Origin of the sequence: Pseudoxanthomonas sp. SORGH_AS_0997, assembly GCF_031453535.1 — a bacterium.
GTDB lineage: Bacteria > Pseudomonadota > Gammaproteobacteria > Xanthomonadales > Xanthomonadaceae > Pseudoxanthomonas_A > Pseudoxanthomonas_A winnipegensis.
Window position 1 is genome coordinate 216934 of sequence record NZ_JAVIZI010000001.1, and the last position, 14005, is coordinate 230938.

At 65.2% G+C, this 14005-nt stretch carries 25 protein-coding genes and 1 pseudogene; all 26 read left to right on the forward strand.

Annotated features, from left to right (window positions below; translation table 11 throughout):
- Positions 1 to 7: 7 nt before the first annotated feature.
- The 26 genes and pseudogenes from rplD to QE438_RS01085 all read left to right on the forward strand — a co-directional run bounded on the left by rplD (position 8) and on the right by QE438_RS01085 (position 13953).
- Positions 8 to 613: a 50S ribosomal protein L4 gene (gene rplD, locus QE438_RS00960; protein WP_130523414.1), complete on the forward strand. Its 606-nt coding sequence runs from the start codon at positions 8 to 10 to the stop codon at positions 611 to 613.
- A complete protein-coding gene (rplW, locus tag QE438_RS00965) occupies positions 610 to 909 on the forward strand; it encodes a 50S ribosomal protein L23 (protein ID WP_130515969.1) in 300 nt (99 codons plus the stop codon). The genes rplD and rplW overlap by 4 nt, the downstream gene beginning before the upstream one ends.
- A gap of 11 nt (positions 910 to 920) precedes the next feature.
- The gene (gene rplB, locus QE438_RS00970) at positions 921 to 1748 is read left to right on the forward strand and encodes a 50S ribosomal protein L2 (RefSeq protein ID WP_130515971.1); all 828 of its coding nucleotides are present in this window, start codon (positions 921 to 923) and stop codon (positions 1746 to 1748) included.
- Between the two features lie 6 nt (positions 1749 to 1754).
- Complete coding sequence (gene rpsS, locus QE438_RS00975; protein ID WP_130515973.1) at positions 1755 to 2030, forward strand: 30S ribosomal protein S19; 276 nt, start codon at positions 1755 to 1757, stop codon at positions 2028 to 2030.
- A gap of 12 nt (positions 2031 to 2042) precedes the next feature.
- Positions 2043 to 2384 (forward strand): 50S ribosomal protein L22, encoded by a 342-nt coding sequence (gene rplV / locus QE438_RS00980; protein WP_130515975.1) that lies wholly within the window; start codon positions 2043 to 2045, stop codon positions 2382 to 2384.
- 4 nt (positions 2385 to 2388) lie between these two features.
- Complete coding sequence (gene rpsC / locus QE438_RS00985) at positions 2389 to 3108, forward strand: 30S ribosomal protein S3 (RefSeq protein ID WP_130515977.1); 720 nt, start codon at positions 2389 to 2391, stop codon at positions 3106 to 3108.
- Between the two features lie 5 nt (positions 3109 to 3113).
- Positions 3114 to 3527 carry a 50S ribosomal protein L16 gene (rplP, locus tag QE438_RS00990; RefSeq protein WP_130515980.1) on the forward strand — a complete coding sequence of 138 codons (414 nt, stop codon included), beginning with the start codon at positions 3114 to 3116 and terminating at the stop codon, positions 3525 to 3527.
- Complete coding sequence (gene rpmC, locus QE438_RS00995; protein WP_093135061.1) at positions 3527 to 3712, forward strand: 50S ribosomal protein L29; 186 nt, start codon at positions 3527 to 3529, stop codon at positions 3710 to 3712. The genes rplP and rpmC overlap by 1 nt, the downstream gene beginning before the upstream one ends.
- A gap of 11 nt (positions 3713 to 3723) precedes the next feature.
- The gene (gene rpsQ / locus QE438_RS01000; RefSeq protein WP_130515982.1) at positions 3724 to 3990 is read left to right on the forward strand and encodes a 30S ribosomal protein S17; all 267 of its coding nucleotides are present in this window, start codon (positions 3724 to 3726) and stop codon (positions 3988 to 3990) included.
- Between the two features lie 15 nt (positions 3991 to 4005).
- Positions 4006 to 4374: a 50S ribosomal protein L14 gene (rplN, locus tag QE438_RS01005; protein ID WP_014161372.1), complete on the forward strand. Its 369-nt coding sequence runs from the start codon at positions 4006 to 4008 to the stop codon at positions 4372 to 4374.
- A gap of 15 nt (positions 4375 to 4389) precedes the next feature.
- Entirely contained in the window at positions 4390 to 4707 is a 318-nt protein-coding gene (gene rplX, locus QE438_RS01010) for a 50S ribosomal protein L24 (protein WP_130515984.1), read from the forward strand.
- Between the two features lie 11 nt (positions 4708 to 4718).
- Positions 4719 to 5261, forward strand: a complete 543-nt coding sequence (gene rplE, locus QE438_RS01015) for a 50S ribosomal protein L5 (protein ID WP_130515986.1) — start codon at positions 4719 to 4721, stop codon at positions 5259 to 5261.
- 15 nt (positions 5262 to 5276) lie between these two features.
- Positions 5277 to 5582: a 30S ribosomal protein S14 gene (gene rpsN / locus QE438_RS01020; protein ID WP_130515988.1), complete on the forward strand. Its 306-nt coding sequence runs from the start codon at positions 5277 to 5279 to the stop codon at positions 5580 to 5582.
- 186 nt (positions 5583 to 5768) lie between these two features.
- Positions 5769 to 6167 (forward strand): 30S ribosomal protein S8, encoded by a 399-nt coding sequence (rpsH, locus tag QE438_RS01025; protein WP_130533646.1) that lies wholly within the window; start codon positions 5769 to 5771, stop codon positions 6165 to 6167.
- 16 nt (positions 6168 to 6183) lie between these two features.
- Entirely contained in the window at positions 6184 to 6711 is a 528-nt protein-coding gene (gene rplF, locus QE438_RS01030; protein WP_130515992.1) for a 50S ribosomal protein L6, read from the forward strand.
- 80 nt (positions 6712 to 6791) lie between these two features.
- Positions 6792 to 7148, forward strand: coding sequence for a 50S ribosomal protein L18 (gene rplR / locus QE438_RS01035; RefSeq protein ID WP_130515994.1), 357 nt, complete (start codon positions 6792 to 6794; stop codon positions 7146 to 7148).
- A 155-nt stretch (positions 7149 to 7303) separates the two neighbouring features.
- Positions 7304 to 7840 (forward strand): 30S ribosomal protein S5, encoded by a 537-nt coding sequence (gene rpsE, locus QE438_RS01040; protein ID WP_130515996.1) that lies wholly within the window; start codon positions 7304 to 7306, stop codon positions 7838 to 7840.
- Positions 7833 to 8024, forward strand: a complete 192-nt coding sequence (gene rpmD, locus QE438_RS01045) for a 50S ribosomal protein L30 (protein ID WP_014161364.1) — start codon at positions 7833 to 7835, stop codon at positions 8022 to 8024. The genes rpsE and rpmD overlap by 8 nt, the downstream gene beginning before the upstream one ends.
- Positions 8024 to 8468, forward strand: a pseudogene (rplO, locus tag QE438_RS01050) (50S ribosomal protein L15). The gene rpmD and the pseudogene rplO overlap by 1 nt, the downstream one beginning before the upstream one ends.
- A 7-nt stretch (positions 8469 to 8475) precedes the next feature.
- The gene (secY, locus tag QE438_RS01055; RefSeq protein WP_130516000.1) at positions 8476 to 9819 is read left to right on the forward strand and encodes a preprotein translocase subunit SecY; all 1344 of its coding nucleotides are present in this window, start codon (positions 8476 to 8478) and stop codon (positions 9817 to 9819) included.
- A 354-nt stretch (positions 9820 to 10173) separates the two neighbouring features.
- Positions 10174 to 10530, forward strand: a complete 357-nt coding sequence (gene rpsM, locus QE438_RS01060) for a 30S ribosomal protein S13 (RefSeq protein WP_130516001.1) — start codon at positions 10174 to 10176, stop codon at positions 10528 to 10530.
- Positions 10531 to 10542: 12 nt separating this feature from the next.
- Positions 10543 to 10938: a 30S ribosomal protein S11 gene (rpsK, locus tag QE438_RS01065; protein ID WP_130516003.1), complete on the forward strand. Its 396-nt coding sequence runs from the start codon at positions 10543 to 10545 to the stop codon at positions 10936 to 10938.
- Positions 10939 to 10953: 15 nt separating this feature from the next.
- On the forward strand, positions 10954 to 11583 hold the full coding sequence (rpsD, locus tag QE438_RS01070) for a 30S ribosomal protein S4 (RefSeq protein ID WP_014161359.1): 630 nt from the start codon (positions 10954 to 10956) through the stop codon (positions 11581 to 11583).
- A 49-nt stretch (positions 11584 to 11632) separates the two neighbouring features.
- Entirely contained in the window at positions 11633 to 12631 is a 999-nt protein-coding gene (rpoA, locus tag QE438_RS01075; protein WP_130516005.1) for a DNA-directed RNA polymerase subunit alpha, read from the forward strand.
- Positions 12632 to 12902: 271 nt separating this feature from the next.
- Complete coding sequence (gene rplQ / locus QE438_RS01080; protein ID WP_130516007.1) at positions 12903 to 13274, forward strand: 50S ribosomal protein L17; 372 nt, start codon at positions 12903 to 12905, stop codon at positions 13272 to 13274.
- Between the two features lie 145 nt (positions 13275 to 13419).
- Positions 13420 to 13953, forward strand: a complete 534-nt coding sequence (locus tag QE438_RS01085) for a disulfide bond formation protein B (RefSeq protein ID WP_130528946.1) — start codon at positions 13420 to 13422, stop codon at positions 13951 to 13953.
- Positions 13954 to 14005 lie beyond the last annotated feature (52 nt).

A 14005-nucleotide genomic window follows, 5' to 3' on the forward strand; every position in this document is an offset into this window, starting at 1 on the left:
AACCAACATGGAACTCGCCATTAACGGCAGCGCCAACAAACTGTCGGTCTCCGACGAAGTGTTCGGTCGCGAATTCAGTCAGGACCTGGTGCACCAGGTCGTCGTCGCCTATCGCAACGCCGGTCGTGCGGGCACCAAGGCCCAGAAGACCCGTGCGGAAGTCAACGGCACCACCAAGAAGTCGAAGAAGCAGAAGGGCGGCGGCGCGCGTCATGGCGCCCTGACGGCCCCGATCTTTGTCGGCGGCGGCGTGACCTTCGCGGCCAAGCCGCGTAGCTTCGACCAGAAGGTCAACCGCAAGATGTACCGCGCCGCGATGAAGGCCATCCTGAGCGAGCTGGCTCGCCAGGACCGCCTGACCGTCGTCGACGCCTTCAACGTCGATGCCTCCAGCACCAAGGGCCTGGTCTCCAAGCTCAAGGAACTGAACGTCGGCAAGCGTCCGCTGATCGTCACCGAGGATGCTTCGGAGCACCTGTATCTGTCCGCTCGCAACCTTCCCTACGTGGAAGTGCGCGACGTCCAGGCGCTGGATCCGGCGTCGCTGGTCGGTGCCGACACTGTCGTGATCACCGCCGATGCGGTGAAGAAGATCGAGGAGTGGCTGGCATGATCAGCAACGAGAAAATCTTCAGCGTGCTGCGCGCCCCGCGCGTGTCCGAAAAGACTGCACGTCTGCAGGAAGTAAGCAATCAGTACGTCTTCGAAGTCTCGAACGACGCCACCAAGGCCGATGTCAAGGCCGCGGTCGAGCAGCTGTTCGACGTCAAGGTCGAGGCCGTCAACGTGGTGAACGTCAAGGGCAAGAACAAGTCCTTCCGTAACCGCGGTGGCCGTCGCGGCGACTGGCGCAAGGCGTATGTGCGTCTGGCCGACGGCCAGGCCATCGACGTGTCGGCCACGGCCTGAGGTAGACCCACATGCCATTGATGAAATTCAAACCCACTTCCGCCGGCCGCCGTTCGGCCGTGCGCGTGGTGACGCCCGACCTGCACAAGGGTGCTCCGCACGCTCCGCTCCTGGAGAAGCAGAGCAAGTCCGGCGGTCGCAACCACCACGGTCGCATCACCACCCGTCATATCGGTGGTGGCCACAAGCAGCACTACCGTGTCATCGACTTCAAGCGCGACAAGGTCGGCATTCCGGCCCGTGTCGAGCGCATCGAGTACGACCCGAACCGCACCGCGCACATCGCGCTGCTGTGCTACGTCGACGGTGAGCGCCGCTACATCATCGCGCCCAAGGGCCTGAAGGCCGGCGACCAGGTGATCGCGGGCCGCGACGCCCCGATCCGCACCGGCAACACCCTGCCGCTGCTGAACATCCCGGTCGGCACCACGGTGCACTGCATCGAGCTGAAGGTCGGCAAGGGCGCCCAGATCGCCCGCGCCGCCGGCGCCTCGGTCCAGCTGGTCGCGCGCGAGCAGGGCTTCGCCACGCTGCGCCTGCGTTCGGGTGAAATGCGCAAGGTTCCGGCCGAGTGCTGCGCCACCATCGGCGAAGTCGGCAACGACGAGCACAGCCTCGAGAAGCTGGGCAAGGCCGGTGCCAAGCGTTGGCGCGGCGTGCGTCCGACCGTTCGCGGTGCGGCCATGAACCCGGTCGACCACCCGCACGGTGGTGGTGAGGCCAAGGCCGGCCAGGGCAACCCGCACCCGGTCACCCCGTGGGGCGTGCCGACCAAGGGTTACAAGACGCGCCATAACAAGCGCACGCAGCAATTCATCGTCCGCGATCGTAGGGGCTAATCGACCATGGCACGTTCACTCAAGAAAGGCCCGTTCGTCGATCACCACCTGGTCAAGAAGGTGGAGGCTGCGGCCGGTAGCAAGCGCCCGATCAAGACCTGGTCGCGTCGCTCCATGATCCTGCCGGAGATGGTGGGTTTCACCATCGCCGTGCACAACGGCAAGAACCACGTTCCGGTGCTGGTCAACGAGAACATGGTCGGCCACAAGCTCGGCGAGTTTGCCGTCACCCGGACCTTCAAGGGTCACGGTGGCGACAAGAAAGCCGGCGGCAAGAAGTAAGGAGAGATGACAATGGAAGCGAAAGCCATCCTGCGCACCGCGCGCATCTCCCCGCAGAAGGCCCGCCTGGTCGCCGACCAGGTGCGTGGCCTGTCGGCCGAGCGCGCCGTCAACCTGCTGAAGTTCTCGGACAAGAAGGCTGCCCACCTGATCAAGAAGGTGGTGGAGTCGGCGATCGCCAACGCCGAGAACAACCAGGGCGCCGACGTCGACGAGCTGAAGGTCCAGACCATCATGGTCGACGAGGGCCCGACGCTGAAGCGTTTCATGGCCCGCGCCAAGGGCCGCGGCACGCGCATCCTCAAGCGCACCAGCCATATCACCGTGGTGGTTGGCGAAGGCAAGGGCAAATAAGACTATGGGCCATAAAGTACATCCGACCGGTATTCGCCTGGGCATCGCCAAGGACTGGAATTCCAAGTGGTACGCCAACAAGCGCGAGTACGCCAGCTACCTGGCCGCTGACCTCAAGGTCCGCGAGATGCTCCGCAAGAAGCTGGCCCAGGCCGGGATCAGCAAGATCCTGATCGAGCGTCCGGCCAAGACCGCCCGCGTGACGATCCACACCGCCCGCCCGGGCGTGGTGATCGGCAAGCGCGGTGAGGACATCGAGAAGCTGCGCAAGGAAGTGAGCGATCTGATGGGCGTCCCGGCGCACATCAACGTCACCGAAGTGCGCAAGCCCGAGCTGGACGCCCAGCTGGTCGCCGAGTCCATCGCCCAGCAGCTGGAGCGCCGCATCATGTTCCGCCGTGCGATGAAGCGCGCGGTCGGCAACGCGATCCGCCTGGGTGCCCTGGGCATCAAGGTGAACGTCGCCGGCCGTCTGAACGGCGCCGAGATCGCCCGTTCCGAGTGGTACCGCGAAGGCCGTGTGCCGCTGCACACCCTTCGCGCCGACATCGACTACGGCTTTGCCGAGGCGAAGACCACCTACGGCATCATCGGCATCAAGGTGTGGGTCTACAAGGGCGAAGTGTTCGACTTCAGCCAGGTGGGTCAGGAGAAGCAGGACGACGCGCGCCCCGAGCGCAGCGAACGTCCGTCGCGCCCGTCCCGCGATCGTGATGCGAGGTAACGGCAATGTTGCAACCCAAGCGAACCAAATACCGCAAGATGCACAAGGGCCGTAACGAAGGCCTGAGCTGGAGCGGAAATCTCGTCTCGTTCGGCGAGTATGGCCTGAAGGCCACCGCGCACGGTCAGCTGACCGCGCGCCAGATCGAGGCCGCGCGCCGTTCCATCAGCCGCTACGTCAAGCGCGGCGGCAAGATGTGGATCCGCGTGTTCCCCGACAAGCCCATCACCAAGAAGCCGATCGAGGTCCGCATGGGCTCCGGTAAGGGCAACGTGGAGTACTGGGTGGCCCAGATCCAGCCGGGCCGCATGATCTATGAAATCGAGGGCGTGGACGAGGCAACGGCACGCGAGGCGTTCCGCCTGGCCGCCGCCAAGCTCTCGGTCACCACCACTTTCGTGACCCGGACGGTGCGCTAATGGCTATCAAGGAACTCCGCGAGAAGTCTGCCGACGAGCTGAACGCCCATCTGGGCGAGCTGCGCAAGGAGCAGTTCTCCCTGCGCATGCAGAAGGCGACCGGCCAGCTGCCGAAGACCCACGAAACCCGCCGGGTCCGCCGCGAGATCGCTCGCGTCAAGACCCTGCTCGGCAGCAAGAAGTAAGGACCGCCGACATGAGTGATAACGAACAGAAAACGCAGCGCACGATCGAAGGTCGTGTCGTCAGCAACAAGATGGACAAGACGGTCACCATTCTGGTCGAGCGTCAGGTCAAGCACGCGCTGTACGGCAAGTACATCAAGCGCTCGACCAAGCTGCACGCCCACGACGCCGACAACGCCTGCAACGAAGGCGACTTGGTCCGCGTGGTGGAGATCGCGCCGCTGTCCAAGACCAAGAACTGGCGCGTGGTCGAGATCGTCGCCCGCGCGGCCGAATAAGAGGAGTCCTGAATCATGATCCAGATGCAGAGCTATCTCGATGCGGCCGACAACTCCGGTGCCAAGGAGCTGATGTGCATCAAGGTGCTGGGCGGCTCCAAGCGCCGTTACGCCGGCATCGGCGACATCATCAAGGTGACCGTCAAGGACGCGATCCCGCGTGGCAAGGTCAAGAAGGGCGAGGTCTATGACGCCGTGGTCGTGCGTACCCGCAAGGGTGTGCGTCGCGCCGACGGTTCGCTGATCCGCTTCGACGGCAACGCCGCCGTCCTGCTGAACAACAAGCAGGAGCCGATCGGCACCCGTATCTTCGGACCGGTGACCCGCGAACTGCGCTCCGAGAAGTTCATGAAGATCGTCTCGCTCGCACCCGAAGTGCTGTGAGCGGAGGAAATCACAATGGCTAACCGTATCAAGAAGGGCGACCAGGTGGTCGTCATCACCGGCAAGGACAAGGGCAAGCAGGGCGATGTGCTGCGCGTGGATGGCGACCGTGTGGTCGTTTCCAACGTGAACATCGTCAAGCGCCACACCAAGCCGAACCCGCAGGCGGGTGTCGCCGGCGGCGTCGTCGAGCGCGAAGCCTCGATCCATATCTCCAACGTCGCCTTGTTCAATGCCGCTTCCGGCAAGGGCGAGCGCGTTGGCTTCAAGGTGCTGGAGGATGGACGCAAACTGCGTGTGTTCCGCTCCAGCGGTGAGGCGCTCGACGCCTGAGGAATGAGGTCATGACCACTCGTCTCGAAAAAATCTACAAGGAAGAGGTCGTCCCGGCCTTGACCAAGAAGTTCGGCTACTCCAACCCGATGGAGGTCCCCAGGCTCACCAAGATCACCATCAACATGGGTGTGGGTGAGGCTGCGACCAACAAGAAGATCCTGGAGAACGCCGTCGCCGACCTGGCCAAGATCTCCGGCCAGAAGCCGGTCACGACGAAGTCGCGCGTCTCGGTCGCGTCCTTCAAGATCCGTGACGGTTGGCCGATCGGCTGCAAGGTGACCCTGCGTCGCGCCCACATGTACGAATTCCTGGACCGCCTGATCAGCATCTCGCTGCCGCGCGTGCGCGACTTCCGTGGCGTGTCCGGCCGTTCGTTCGACGGCCGCGGCAACTACAACATGGGCGTGAAGGAACAGATCATCTTCCCGGAAATCGACTTCGACCAGGTCGACGCGGTCCGCGGCATGGATATCGCCATCACCACCACCGCCAAGACCGACGCCGAAGCCAAGGCGCTGCTCGAAGCGTTCAAGTTCCCGTTCCGCAACTAAGTCGAGGACCAAGACATGGCAAAGACCTCCATGGTCAACCGCGACCTGAAGCGGGCGAAGCTGGCCAAGAAGTACGCGGCCAAGCGCGAAGCACTGAAGAAGATCATCTCCAGCCAGGACGCGTCCTACGACGAGAAGATCGAGGCCTCGACCAAGCTGCAGAAGCTGCCGCGCGATTCCTCGCCCAGCCGCTTCCGCACCCGTTGCGAGCTGTCCGGCCGTCCGCGCGCCGTGTACAGCAAGTTCGGCCTGGCCCGCAACAAGCTGCGCGAAGCCACCATGCGTGGCGACGTGCCCGGCCTGCGCAAGGCCAGTTGGTAACACAGCTAGGGAGTGGTGTAGAATCCGCTCCCCGGATTTTCACCACCTAGAGCCTGGCGGCCCGATGGGCGCCAGGCTTTGGTGCTAGAGATCTTCCGCGCAAGGGCGCAGGCCTCAAGGCCCGCGCCACCCACAACACGAGATTTTCGCGAAAGCGGATATCGGTGCTACTCATAGGAATCGCACATGAGCATGACTGATCCCATCGCCGACATGCTGGTCCGCATCAAGAATGCGGCCGCCGTCGGCAAGCAGACGGTGAAGATGCCGTCGTCCAACATCAAGGTCGCCATCGCCGGCGTTCTGAAGTCCGAGGGCTACATCGCCGATTCTCGCGTCACCAAGACCGAGAACAACAAGGCCGAGCTCGAGGTCGTCCTGAAGTACTTCGAAGGCAAGCCGGTCATCGACACGCTCAAGCGTGTGTCGCGCTCGGGCCTGCGCCAGTACCGCGGCAAAGACGAACTCCCCAAGGTCCTCAACGGCCTGGGCATTGCCATCATCTCCACGTCGAAGGGCATCATGACCGACGCGCAGGCCCGTGCGGCCGGCGTGGGTGGTGAAGTCCTGTGCTTCGTGGCCTAAGGGAAGGAGTTCTTACATGTCCCGCGTCGCCAAGAAGCCGATTGCCCTGCCCAAGGGCACCGAACTGAACAACGCCAACGGCACCGTGACCGTCAAGGGCCCCAAGGGCACCCTGACGATCGCCCAGCCCGAGGGCGTGAACATCGCCGTCGAGAACGGCACCGTGAGCCTGTCGCCGTCCTCGCTGGACCACGACGCCATCACCGGCACCATCCGCGCGATCCTGGCCAACATGGTCAAGGGCGTGTCCGATGGCTTCGAGCGCAAGCTCGAGCTGGTCGGCGTGGGTTACCGCGCCGCGATGTCCGGCAAGGACCTGAACCTGTCGCTGGGTTTCTCCCACCCGATCCTGTTCAAGGCCCCGGAAGGCATCACGCTGGCCGCCCCGACCCAGACCGAGATCCTGGTGCAGGGCGCCGACAAGCAGCGCGTCGGTGAAGTCGCCGCCAAGATCCGCGGATTCCGTCCGCCGGAGCCCTACAAGGGCAAGGGCGTGAAGTACTCCGACGAAACCATCATCCGCAAGGAAGCCAAGAAGGCTTAACGGCAGTCGGGAGGCGAGGGCACACCGCTGCTGCCTCCCCACTGGCTCAACGCCGATCCGCTTCCACGAGGTCACTGAACATGAGCATCAAGAACACCGCCCGCCTGCGCCGCGCCAAGTCGACCCGCGCCCACATCCGCAACCTGGGTGTGCCGCGCCTGAGCGTCCTGCGCACCGGCCAGCACCTGTACGCGCAGATCTTCACTGCCGACGGTTCCAAGGTGCTGGCTTCGGCCAACACCCTGCAGGCCGACGTCAAGGAAGGTCTGAAGAACGGCAAGAACAGCGACGCCGCCGCCAAGGTCGGCAAGCTGATCGCCGAGCGCGCCAAGGCCGCCGGCGTCGAGAAGGTCGCTTTCGACCGCTCGGGCTACCGCTACCACGGCCGCGTCAAGGCGCTGGCCGATGCCGCGCGCGAAGGCGGCCTGCAGTTCTAAGCTTGAACCGCGCGGGGTCCACCCCCACGCAACCTCTGCCGGCGCGGATTGCGCCGGGCGCCGCGGCTCTTCTGCAGCCGCGTCACGCTCCACCGCGGTAGACCACAACCATAAGCGGCCAAGCCGTACAGACCCTCTCAACAGGAATCAACAACATGGCAGAAGAACAGCGCTCGCGCGGGCGCGATCGCAACCGCGAAGAGAAAGTCGACGATGGCATGATCGAGAAGCTGATCGCGGTCAACCGCGTCAGCAAGACGGTCAAGGGTGGTCGCCAGTTCACCTTCACTGCGCTGACGGTGGTGGGCGACGGCAACGGCCGCATCGGTTTCGGCTACGGTAAGGCCCGCGAAGTCCCGGTGGCGATCCAGAAGTCGATGGAGTACGCGCGCAAGGGCATGCTCAACGTCGATCTGAACAACGGCACCCTGTGGCACCCGGTCAAGGCCGGCCACGGCGCGGCCCGCGTGTTCATGCAGCCGGCCTCGGAAGGTACCGGTGTCATCGCCGGTGGCGCCATGCGCGCCGTGCTGGAAGCGGTGGGCGTGAAGAACGTGCTGGCCAAGGCGGTCGGTTCGCGTAACCCGATCAACCTGGTGCGCGCCACGCTGCGCGGCCTGGAAGACATGCAGTCGCCGGCCCGCATCGCGGCCAAGCGCGGCAAGTCGGTGGAGGAACTCACCCATGGCTAATGAGTCCAACAAGACCGTCAAGGTGCGCCTGGTGCGCGGCCTGCGTGGTTCCCAGTCGCGTCACCGCCTGTCGGTGAAGGCGCTGGGCCTGAACAAGCTCAACGATGTGCGTGAACTCAAGGACAGCCCGCAGGTACGCGGTCTGATCGCCAAGGTTCACTACCTCGTCCGCGTCGAGGAGTAATCAACATGCGTCTCAACACTCTGTCGCCTGCAGAAGGCCGCCCGCACCGAGCGCAAGCGCGTCGGTCGCGGCATCGGTTCGGGCCTGGGCAAGACTGCCGGCCGCGGCCACAAGGGTTCGTTCGCCCGCGCCGGTAAGGGCAAGATCAAGGCGAAGTTCGAAGGCGGCCAGATGCCGCTGATCAAGCGTCTGCCGAAGGTCGGCTTCCGCTCCAAGCTGAAGAAGGACACCGCCGAGGTGCTGTCCTATCAGCTGGATCGTCTGGAAGCCGGCGAGATCGACTTCGCGGCCCTGCGCGCTGCCAAGCTGGTGCCCAGCACCGCCAAGCGCGCCAAGATCGTGAAGAAGGGCGAGTTGACCAAGGCGTTCACGCTCAAGGGCGTGCAGGCCACGGCGGGCGCGAAGGCCGCCATCGAAGCTGCCGGCGGCAGCATCCAGGAGTAAGCACGGCATGGCGCAGCAGGGCATCGCGGGTGGTCTGGGCAAATTCACCGAGCTGCGGCAGCGTCTGCTGTTCGTGCTGGGGGCCCTGGTCGTCTACCGGATCGGTTGCTTCGTTCCGGTTCCGGGCGTCAACCCGGACGCGATGCTCGCGCTGATGCAGGCGCAGGGCGGTGGCATCGTGGACATGTTCAACATGTTCTCGGGCGGCGCCCTGCACCGTTTCAGCATCTTCGCGCTGAACGTGATGCCGTACATCTCGGCATCCATCGTCATACAGCTGGGTGCGCACATCTTCCCGGCGCTCAAGGCGCTGCAGAAGGAGGGCGAGTCCGGCCGTCGCAAGATCACCCAGTACTCGCGCATCGGCGCGGTGCTGCTGGCGGTGGTGCAGGGCGGCAGCATCGCGCTGGCGCTGCAGCATCAGACTGCGCCGGGCGGCGCGCCGGTGGTGTATGCCCCGGGCCTGGGCTTCGTGGTCACCGCGATCGTGGCGCTCACCGCGGGCACCATCTTCCTGATGTGGGTCGGCGAGCAGGTCACCGAGCGCGGCATCGGCAACGGTGTGTCGCTGATCATCTTCTCGGGCATCGTCGCCGGCCTGCCGGCCGCGGTGATCCATACCTTCGGCGCCGTTAACGACGGCACGATGAGCCCCATCGCGCTGATCATCGTGGCGGTGGTGGTGTTCGCGTTCACCTGGTTCGTGGTGTTCGTCGAGCGCGGGCAACGCCGGATCACGGTCAACTACGCTCGCCGCCAGGGCGGTCGCAACGCGTATATGAACCAGACTTCGTTCCTGCCGCTCAAGCTCAACATGGCCGGCGTGATCCCGCCGATCTTCGCCTCGTCCATCCTGGCATTCCCGGCCACGCTGGCGATGTGGTCCGGCCAGTCGCCGATGGCGGTGACCCTGCAGCGCATCTCCCAGGCGCTGTCGCCGGGCGAGCCGCTGCACATGATCGTGTTCGCGGCGATGATCATCGGCTTCGCGTTCTTCTACACCGCGCTGGTCTTCAACTCGCAGGAAACCGCCGAGAATCTGAAGAAGTCCGGCGCGCTGATCCCGGGCATCCGTCCCGGCAAGGCCACCGCCGACTATGTCGACGGCGTGCTGACCCGCCTGACGGCCGCCGGTTCGCTCTATCTGGTGGCGGTGTGTCTGCTGCCGGAAGTGATGCGTACCCAGCTGGGCACCTCGTTTTACTTCGGCGGCACTTCGCTGCTGATCGTGGTGGTGGTGGTGATGGACTTCATCGCGCAGATCCAGGCGCACCTGATGTCCCACCAGTACGAGAGCCTGTTGAAGAAGGCCAACCTGAAGGGCGGTAACCGCGGCCTGTCGCGCGGCTGACCTTTTCCGGTCGTAATTTCGGCGGTCCCATCCGCCACCAAGCCTGGCCATCGGCCGGACTTTCAAAATGGGCGGCTCGTGCGGCGGTCTCGCGCGCGAGTGTGAAGCGGCTCGTCCCTGCGCCAGAGTAGCGCGGGCACCGGCGGACCCTTGCGGGTCTGTCCGGTAAGCGGCTTCCGGCGCCGGAGCATGGGCACACTCCCCATGCCGGGTCCGTGGAACCTCCCCAGGTTCCATGGACTTCCAAGCAACCCGAGACCTTGGTACAATTTCCAGTTCCCTACGCCATATGCCGTCAATCCGTGTTCACGGAGGGCGTGCAGCCGGCCATCAAACAGTTTGGAGAATCGCGTCATGGCGCGTATTGCAGGTGTCAACCTGCCTGCCCAGAAGCACGTCTGGGTGGGGCTGCAGAGCATTTACGGCATTGGCCGTACCCGGTCCAAGAAGGTCTGCGAAGCCGCAGGCGTGACGGTGACCACCAAGATCCGCGACCTGTCCGAGCCGGAAGTCGAGCGCCTGCGCGCCGAAGTCGGCAAGTACATCGTCGAGGGCGACCTGCGTCGCGAAGTCGGCATGGCGATCAAGCGCTTGATGGACCTGGGCTGCTACCGCGGCCTGCGCCATCGTCGCGGCCTGCCGCTGCGTGGCCAGCGCACCCGTACCAACGCCCGTACCCGCAAGGGTCCGCGTAAAGCCATCAAGAAGTAAGGGGCGAACATCATGGCAAAGCCGTCCGCCGCCAAGGCACCGAAGAAGAAGATCAAGCGCGTCGTCACCGACGGCGTCGCCCACGTCCACGCTTCGTTCAACAACACCATCGTCACCATCACCGACCGCCAGGGCAATGCGCTCTCGTGGGCCACCTCGGGCGGTGCGGGCTTCCGCGGTTCGCGCAAGTCCACCCCGTTCGCCGCGCAGGTCGCCGCCGAGAAGGCCGGCCGTGCTGCGCTGGACTACGGCCTGAAGTCGCTGGAAGTCCGCATCAAGGGTCCGGGTCCGGGCCGTGAGTCGGCCGTACGTTCGCTCAACAACGTCGGCTACAAGATCACCAACATCATCGACGTGACGCCTATCCCGCACAACGGGTGCCGTCCGCCGAAGAAGCGTCGCGTCTAAAGGGAGCGATTAGAAATGGCTCGTTATATCGGTCCTACCTGCAAACTCGCTCGTCGCGAAGGCGCAGACCTGTCCCTCAAGAGCCCGGCGCGCGCGCTGGACTCCAAGTGCAAGCTGGAGCAGAAGCCCGGCCAGCACGGCGCCACCGCCCGCAAGGGCAAGCTGTCCGACTACGCCACCCAGCTGCGCGAGAAGCAGAAGGTCAAGCGTATCTACGGTCTGCTGGAGCGCCAGTTCCGCAACTACTACAAGAAGGCCTCGACCAAGAAGGGCAACACCGGCGAGAACCTGCTGCAGCTGCTGGAAACCCGTCTGGACAACGTGATCTACCGCATGGGTTTCGCGGTCACCCGTCCGGCGGCCCGCCAGCTGGTCTCGCACCGCGGCGTGCTGGTCAACGGCAAGTCGGTCAACCTGCCTTCCTACCAGGTCAAGGCCGGCGACGCGATCGAGCTGTCGGAGAAGGCCCAGAAGCAGCTGCGCGTGCAGGAATCCCTGACCGTGGCCGAGCAGCTGGACCTGAGCCCGTCCTGGGTCGAGGTGGATTCGAAGAAGTTCGCCGGCGTGTTCAAGGCCGTGCCGGTCCGTTCGGACCTGCCCGCCGACATCAACGAAGCGCTGATCGTCGAGCTGTACTCGAAGTAATCACACACGCACCCCCGCCCTGGCGGGGGTTTGCAGGAGACAAAGCAACATGACGGGTATCACTCAGCAAGTGCTGCGCCCCCGCGGCCCGCAGATCGAGCGCCTGACCGACAACCGCGCCAAGGTGGTCATCGAACCGCTGGAGCGTGGCTACGGCCATACGCTGGGCAATGCGCTGCGCCGCGTGCTGCTGTCGTCCATCCCCGGCTTCGCCATCACCGAGGTCGAGATCGACGGCGTGCTGCACGAGTACAGCACCATCGAGGGTCTGCAGGAAGACGTGCTGGAAGTCCTGCTGAACCTCAAGGATGTGGCTATCCGCATCCACACCGGCGACAACGCCACCCTGAGCCTGACCAAGCAGGGCCCGGGCGTGGTCACCGCCGGCGACATCAAGACCGACCACAACGTCGAGATCCTCAATCCCGACCACGTGATCGCGCACCTGACCAAGGACATCGCGGTCAACCTGCGCCTGAAGATCGAGCGCGGCTTCGGCTATCAGCCGGCCGCCGCCCGCCGTCGTCCGGACGAAGAGAACCGCGCCATCGGCCGCCTGGTGCTGGACGCCTCGTTCTCGCCGGTCCGTCGCGTCGCCTACGCCGTCGAGTCCGCTCGCGTCGAACAGCGCACCGACCTGGACAAGCTGGTCCTGGACATCGAGACCAACGGCACGATCGACGCCGAGGAAGCCGTGCGCACCGCCGCCGACATCCTGAGCGACCAGCTGTCGGTGTTCGGCGACTTCACGCACCGCGACCGCGGCGCGCCGAAGCAGCAGACCGGCGGCGTGGATCCGGTGCTGCTGCGCCCGATCGACGACCTGGAGCTGACCGTGCGTTCGGCCAACTGCCTCAAGGCCGAGAGCATCTACTACATCGGCGATCTGATCCAGAAGACCGAAGTCGAGCTGCTCAAGACCCCGAACCTCGGCAAGAAGTCGCTGACCGAGATCAAGGAAGTCCTGGCCCAGCGCGGCCTGTCGCTCGGCATGAAGCTGGAGAACTGGCCGCCGGCCGGTGTTTCCCAGCACGGGATGATGGGGTAAGCCCAAGCCGCTTGCGCGGCACTGCCGCGCGCTTGGGCGAACGCCCGGCGCGCTGCGCCGGGCCGGGACGGGCGATCCGTCTCGGCTCGATGCTTCAGCGAAGTAAGTCCAGCGATACCGCTTCACCCGCAACACCTCGACGACGGGCCGCAAAGGCCCGCGCGATGTCCGGACAGGATGACCGGATCAGGACCAACCGCAGTCCAGGCAACAACGCCACGAAGGCGACAGCGAACCTCAACAGCCGCACCATTCATCAGGAATCCACCTCATGCGTCACCAGAAAGCCGGCCGCAAGTTCAGCCGCACCAGCTCGCATCGCGCCGCGATGTTCTCCAACATGGCCGCCTCGCTGATCAAGCACGGCCTGATCAAGACCACCCTGCCCAAGGCCAAGGAACTGCGTCGCGTCGCCGAGCCGCTGATCACCCTGGCCAAGGTCGATGGCGTGGCCAACCGCCGTCTGGCCTTCGCGCGTCTGCGCGACAAGGAAGCGGTCGGCACCCTGTTCACCACCCTCGGCCCGCGCTACCAGTCGCGTCCGGGCGGCTACCTGCGCATCCTCAAGTGCGGCTTCCGCGCTGGCGACAACGCGCCGATGGCCTACGTGGAACTGGTCGATCGTCCGGAAGCGGCCGAGTAATCGACCCCGTCCCGCACGCGTCACCTGCAGACCCCGGCTCCTGGCCGGGGTTTTGCGTTTGCGGCGCAGGTCGCGTGGAGGGGCGGATTTGGCCCTGGGCGCGCGCGGTGGCGATAATGCGGGGACTTCCCCGTTGCCGCTGCCCATGAATCCTTTCCGTTGGTCCTTCCGCGCGCAGTTCCTGGCCGGTTTCCTCGTGTGCGTCGGATTGCTGGGCGCCGCGCTGTACACCCAGTACTACCAGCACCAGATCCCGTGTCCGCTGTGCAGCTTCCAGCGCGGCGCGTTCGCGCTGCTGGGCCTGGTGTTCCTGATCGGCGGCCTGCATGGGCCGCGCAGCCGCGGCGGGCGCATCGTCTACGGCCTGCTGGGGCTGGTGCCGGCGCTGATCGGCATCGGCATCGCCGGGCGCCACGTGTGGCTGCAGCATCTGCCGGCCGACAAGGTGCCGGCCTGCGGCCCCGACCTGGCCTACATGATGGAAGCCTTCCCGCTGGGCGATGTGCTGCGCCAGGTGCTGACCGGCTCGGGCGAGTGCGCCGAGGTGACCTGGCGTCTGCTGGGCCTGTCGATGCCCGAGTGGAGTCTGCTGTGGTTCGTGGTGCTGACGCTGTGGCTGCTGATGGCCGCCTTCCGCCGGCGCAAGCGCACGCTGCTGCGCGAGCTGCGCCCGTCCTGAGCGCGTCTGGCTGCGGACCGGTCGCGCGCGTCGACCGGTCCGCAGCCTGGAC

Bases quoted from the DNA above. Each gene is read 5' to 3' on its own strand.
- rplD (WP_130523414.1), top strand. From the start codon at position 8: ATGGAACTCGCCATTAACGGCAGCGCCAACAAACTGTCGGTCTCCGAC.
- rplW (WP_130515969.1), top strand. From the start codon at position 610: ATGATCAGCAACGAGAAAATCTTCAGCGTGCTGCGCGCCCCGCGCGTG.
- rplB (WP_130515971.1), top strand. From the start codon at position 921: ATGCCATTGATGAAATTCAAACCCACTTCCGCCGGCCGCCGTTCGGCC.
- rpsS (WP_130515973.1), top strand. From the start codon at position 1,755: ATGGCACGTTCACTCAAGAAAGGCCCGTTCGTCGATCACCACCTGGTC.
- rplV (WP_130515975.1), top strand. From the start codon at position 2,043: ATGGAAGCGAAAGCCATCCTGCGCACCGCGCGCATCTCCCCGCAGAAG.
- rpsC (WP_130515977.1), top strand. From the start codon at position 2,389: ATGGGCCATAAAGTACATCCGACCGGTATTCGCCTGGGCATCGCCAAG.
- rplP (WP_130515980.1), top strand. From the start codon at position 3,114: ATGTTGCAACCCAAGCGAACCAAATACCGCAAGATGCACAAGGGCCGT.
- rpmC (WP_093135061.1), top strand. From the start codon at position 3,527: ATGGCTATCAAGGAACTCCGCGAGAAGTCTGCCGACGAGCTGAACGCC.
- rpsQ (WP_130515982.1), top strand. From the start codon at position 3,724: ATGAGTGATAACGAACAGAAAACGCAGCGCACGATCGAAGGTCGTGTC.
- rplN (WP_014161372.1), top strand. From the start codon at position 4,006: ATGATCCAGATGCAGAGCTATCTCGATGCGGCCGACAACTCCGGTGCC.
- rplX (WP_130515984.1), top strand. From the start codon at position 4,390: ATGGCTAACCGTATCAAGAAGGGCGACCAGGTGGTCGTCATCACCGGC.
- rplE (WP_130515986.1), top strand. From the start codon at position 4,719: ATGACCACTCGTCTCGAAAAAATCTACAAGGAAGAGGTCGTCCCGGCC.
- rpsN (WP_130515988.1), top strand. From the start codon at position 5,277: ATGGCAAAGACCTCCATGGTCAACCGCGACCTGAAGCGGGCGAAGCTG.
- rpsH (WP_130533646.1), top strand. From the start codon at position 5,769: ATGAGCATGACTGATCCCATCGCCGACATGCTGGTCCGCATCAAGAAT.
- rplF (WP_130515992.1), top strand. From the start codon at position 6,184: ATGTCCCGCGTCGCCAAGAAGCCGATTGCCCTGCCCAAGGGCACCGAA.
- rplR (WP_130515994.1), top strand. From the start codon at position 6,792: ATGAGCATCAAGAACACCGCCCGCCTGCGCCGCGCCAAGTCGACCCGC.
- rpsE (WP_130515996.1), top strand. From the start codon at position 7,304: ATGGCAGAAGAACAGCGCTCGCGCGGGCGCGATCGCAACCGCGAAGAG.
- rpmD (WP_014161364.1), top strand. From the start codon at position 7,833: ATGGCTAATGAGTCCAACAAGACCGTCAAGGTGCGCCTGGTGCGCGGC.
- secY (WP_130516000.1), top strand. From the start codon at position 8,476: ATGGCGCAGCAGGGCATCGCGGGTGGTCTGGGCAAATTCACCGAGCTG.
- rpsM (WP_130516001.1), top strand. From the start codon at position 10,174: ATGGCGCGTATTGCAGGTGTCAACCTGCCTGCCCAGAAGCACGTCTGG.
- rpsK (WP_130516003.1), top strand. From the start codon at position 10,543: ATGGCAAAGCCGTCCGCCGCCAAGGCACCGAAGAAGAAGATCAAGCGC.
- rpsD (WP_014161359.1), top strand. From the start codon at position 10,954: ATGGCTCGTTATATCGGTCCTACCTGCAAACTCGCTCGTCGCGAAGGC.
- rpoA (WP_130516005.1), top strand. From the start codon at position 11,633: ATGACGGGTATCACTCAGCAAGTGCTGCGCCCCCGCGGCCCGCAGATC.
- rplQ (WP_130516007.1), top strand. From the start codon at position 12,903: ATGCGTCACCAGAAAGCCGGCCGCAAGTTCAGCCGCACCAGCTCGCAT.
- QE438_RS01085 (WP_130528946.1), top strand. From the start codon at position 13,420: ATGAATCCTTTCCGTTGGTCCTTCCGCGCGCAGTTCCTGGCCGGTTTC.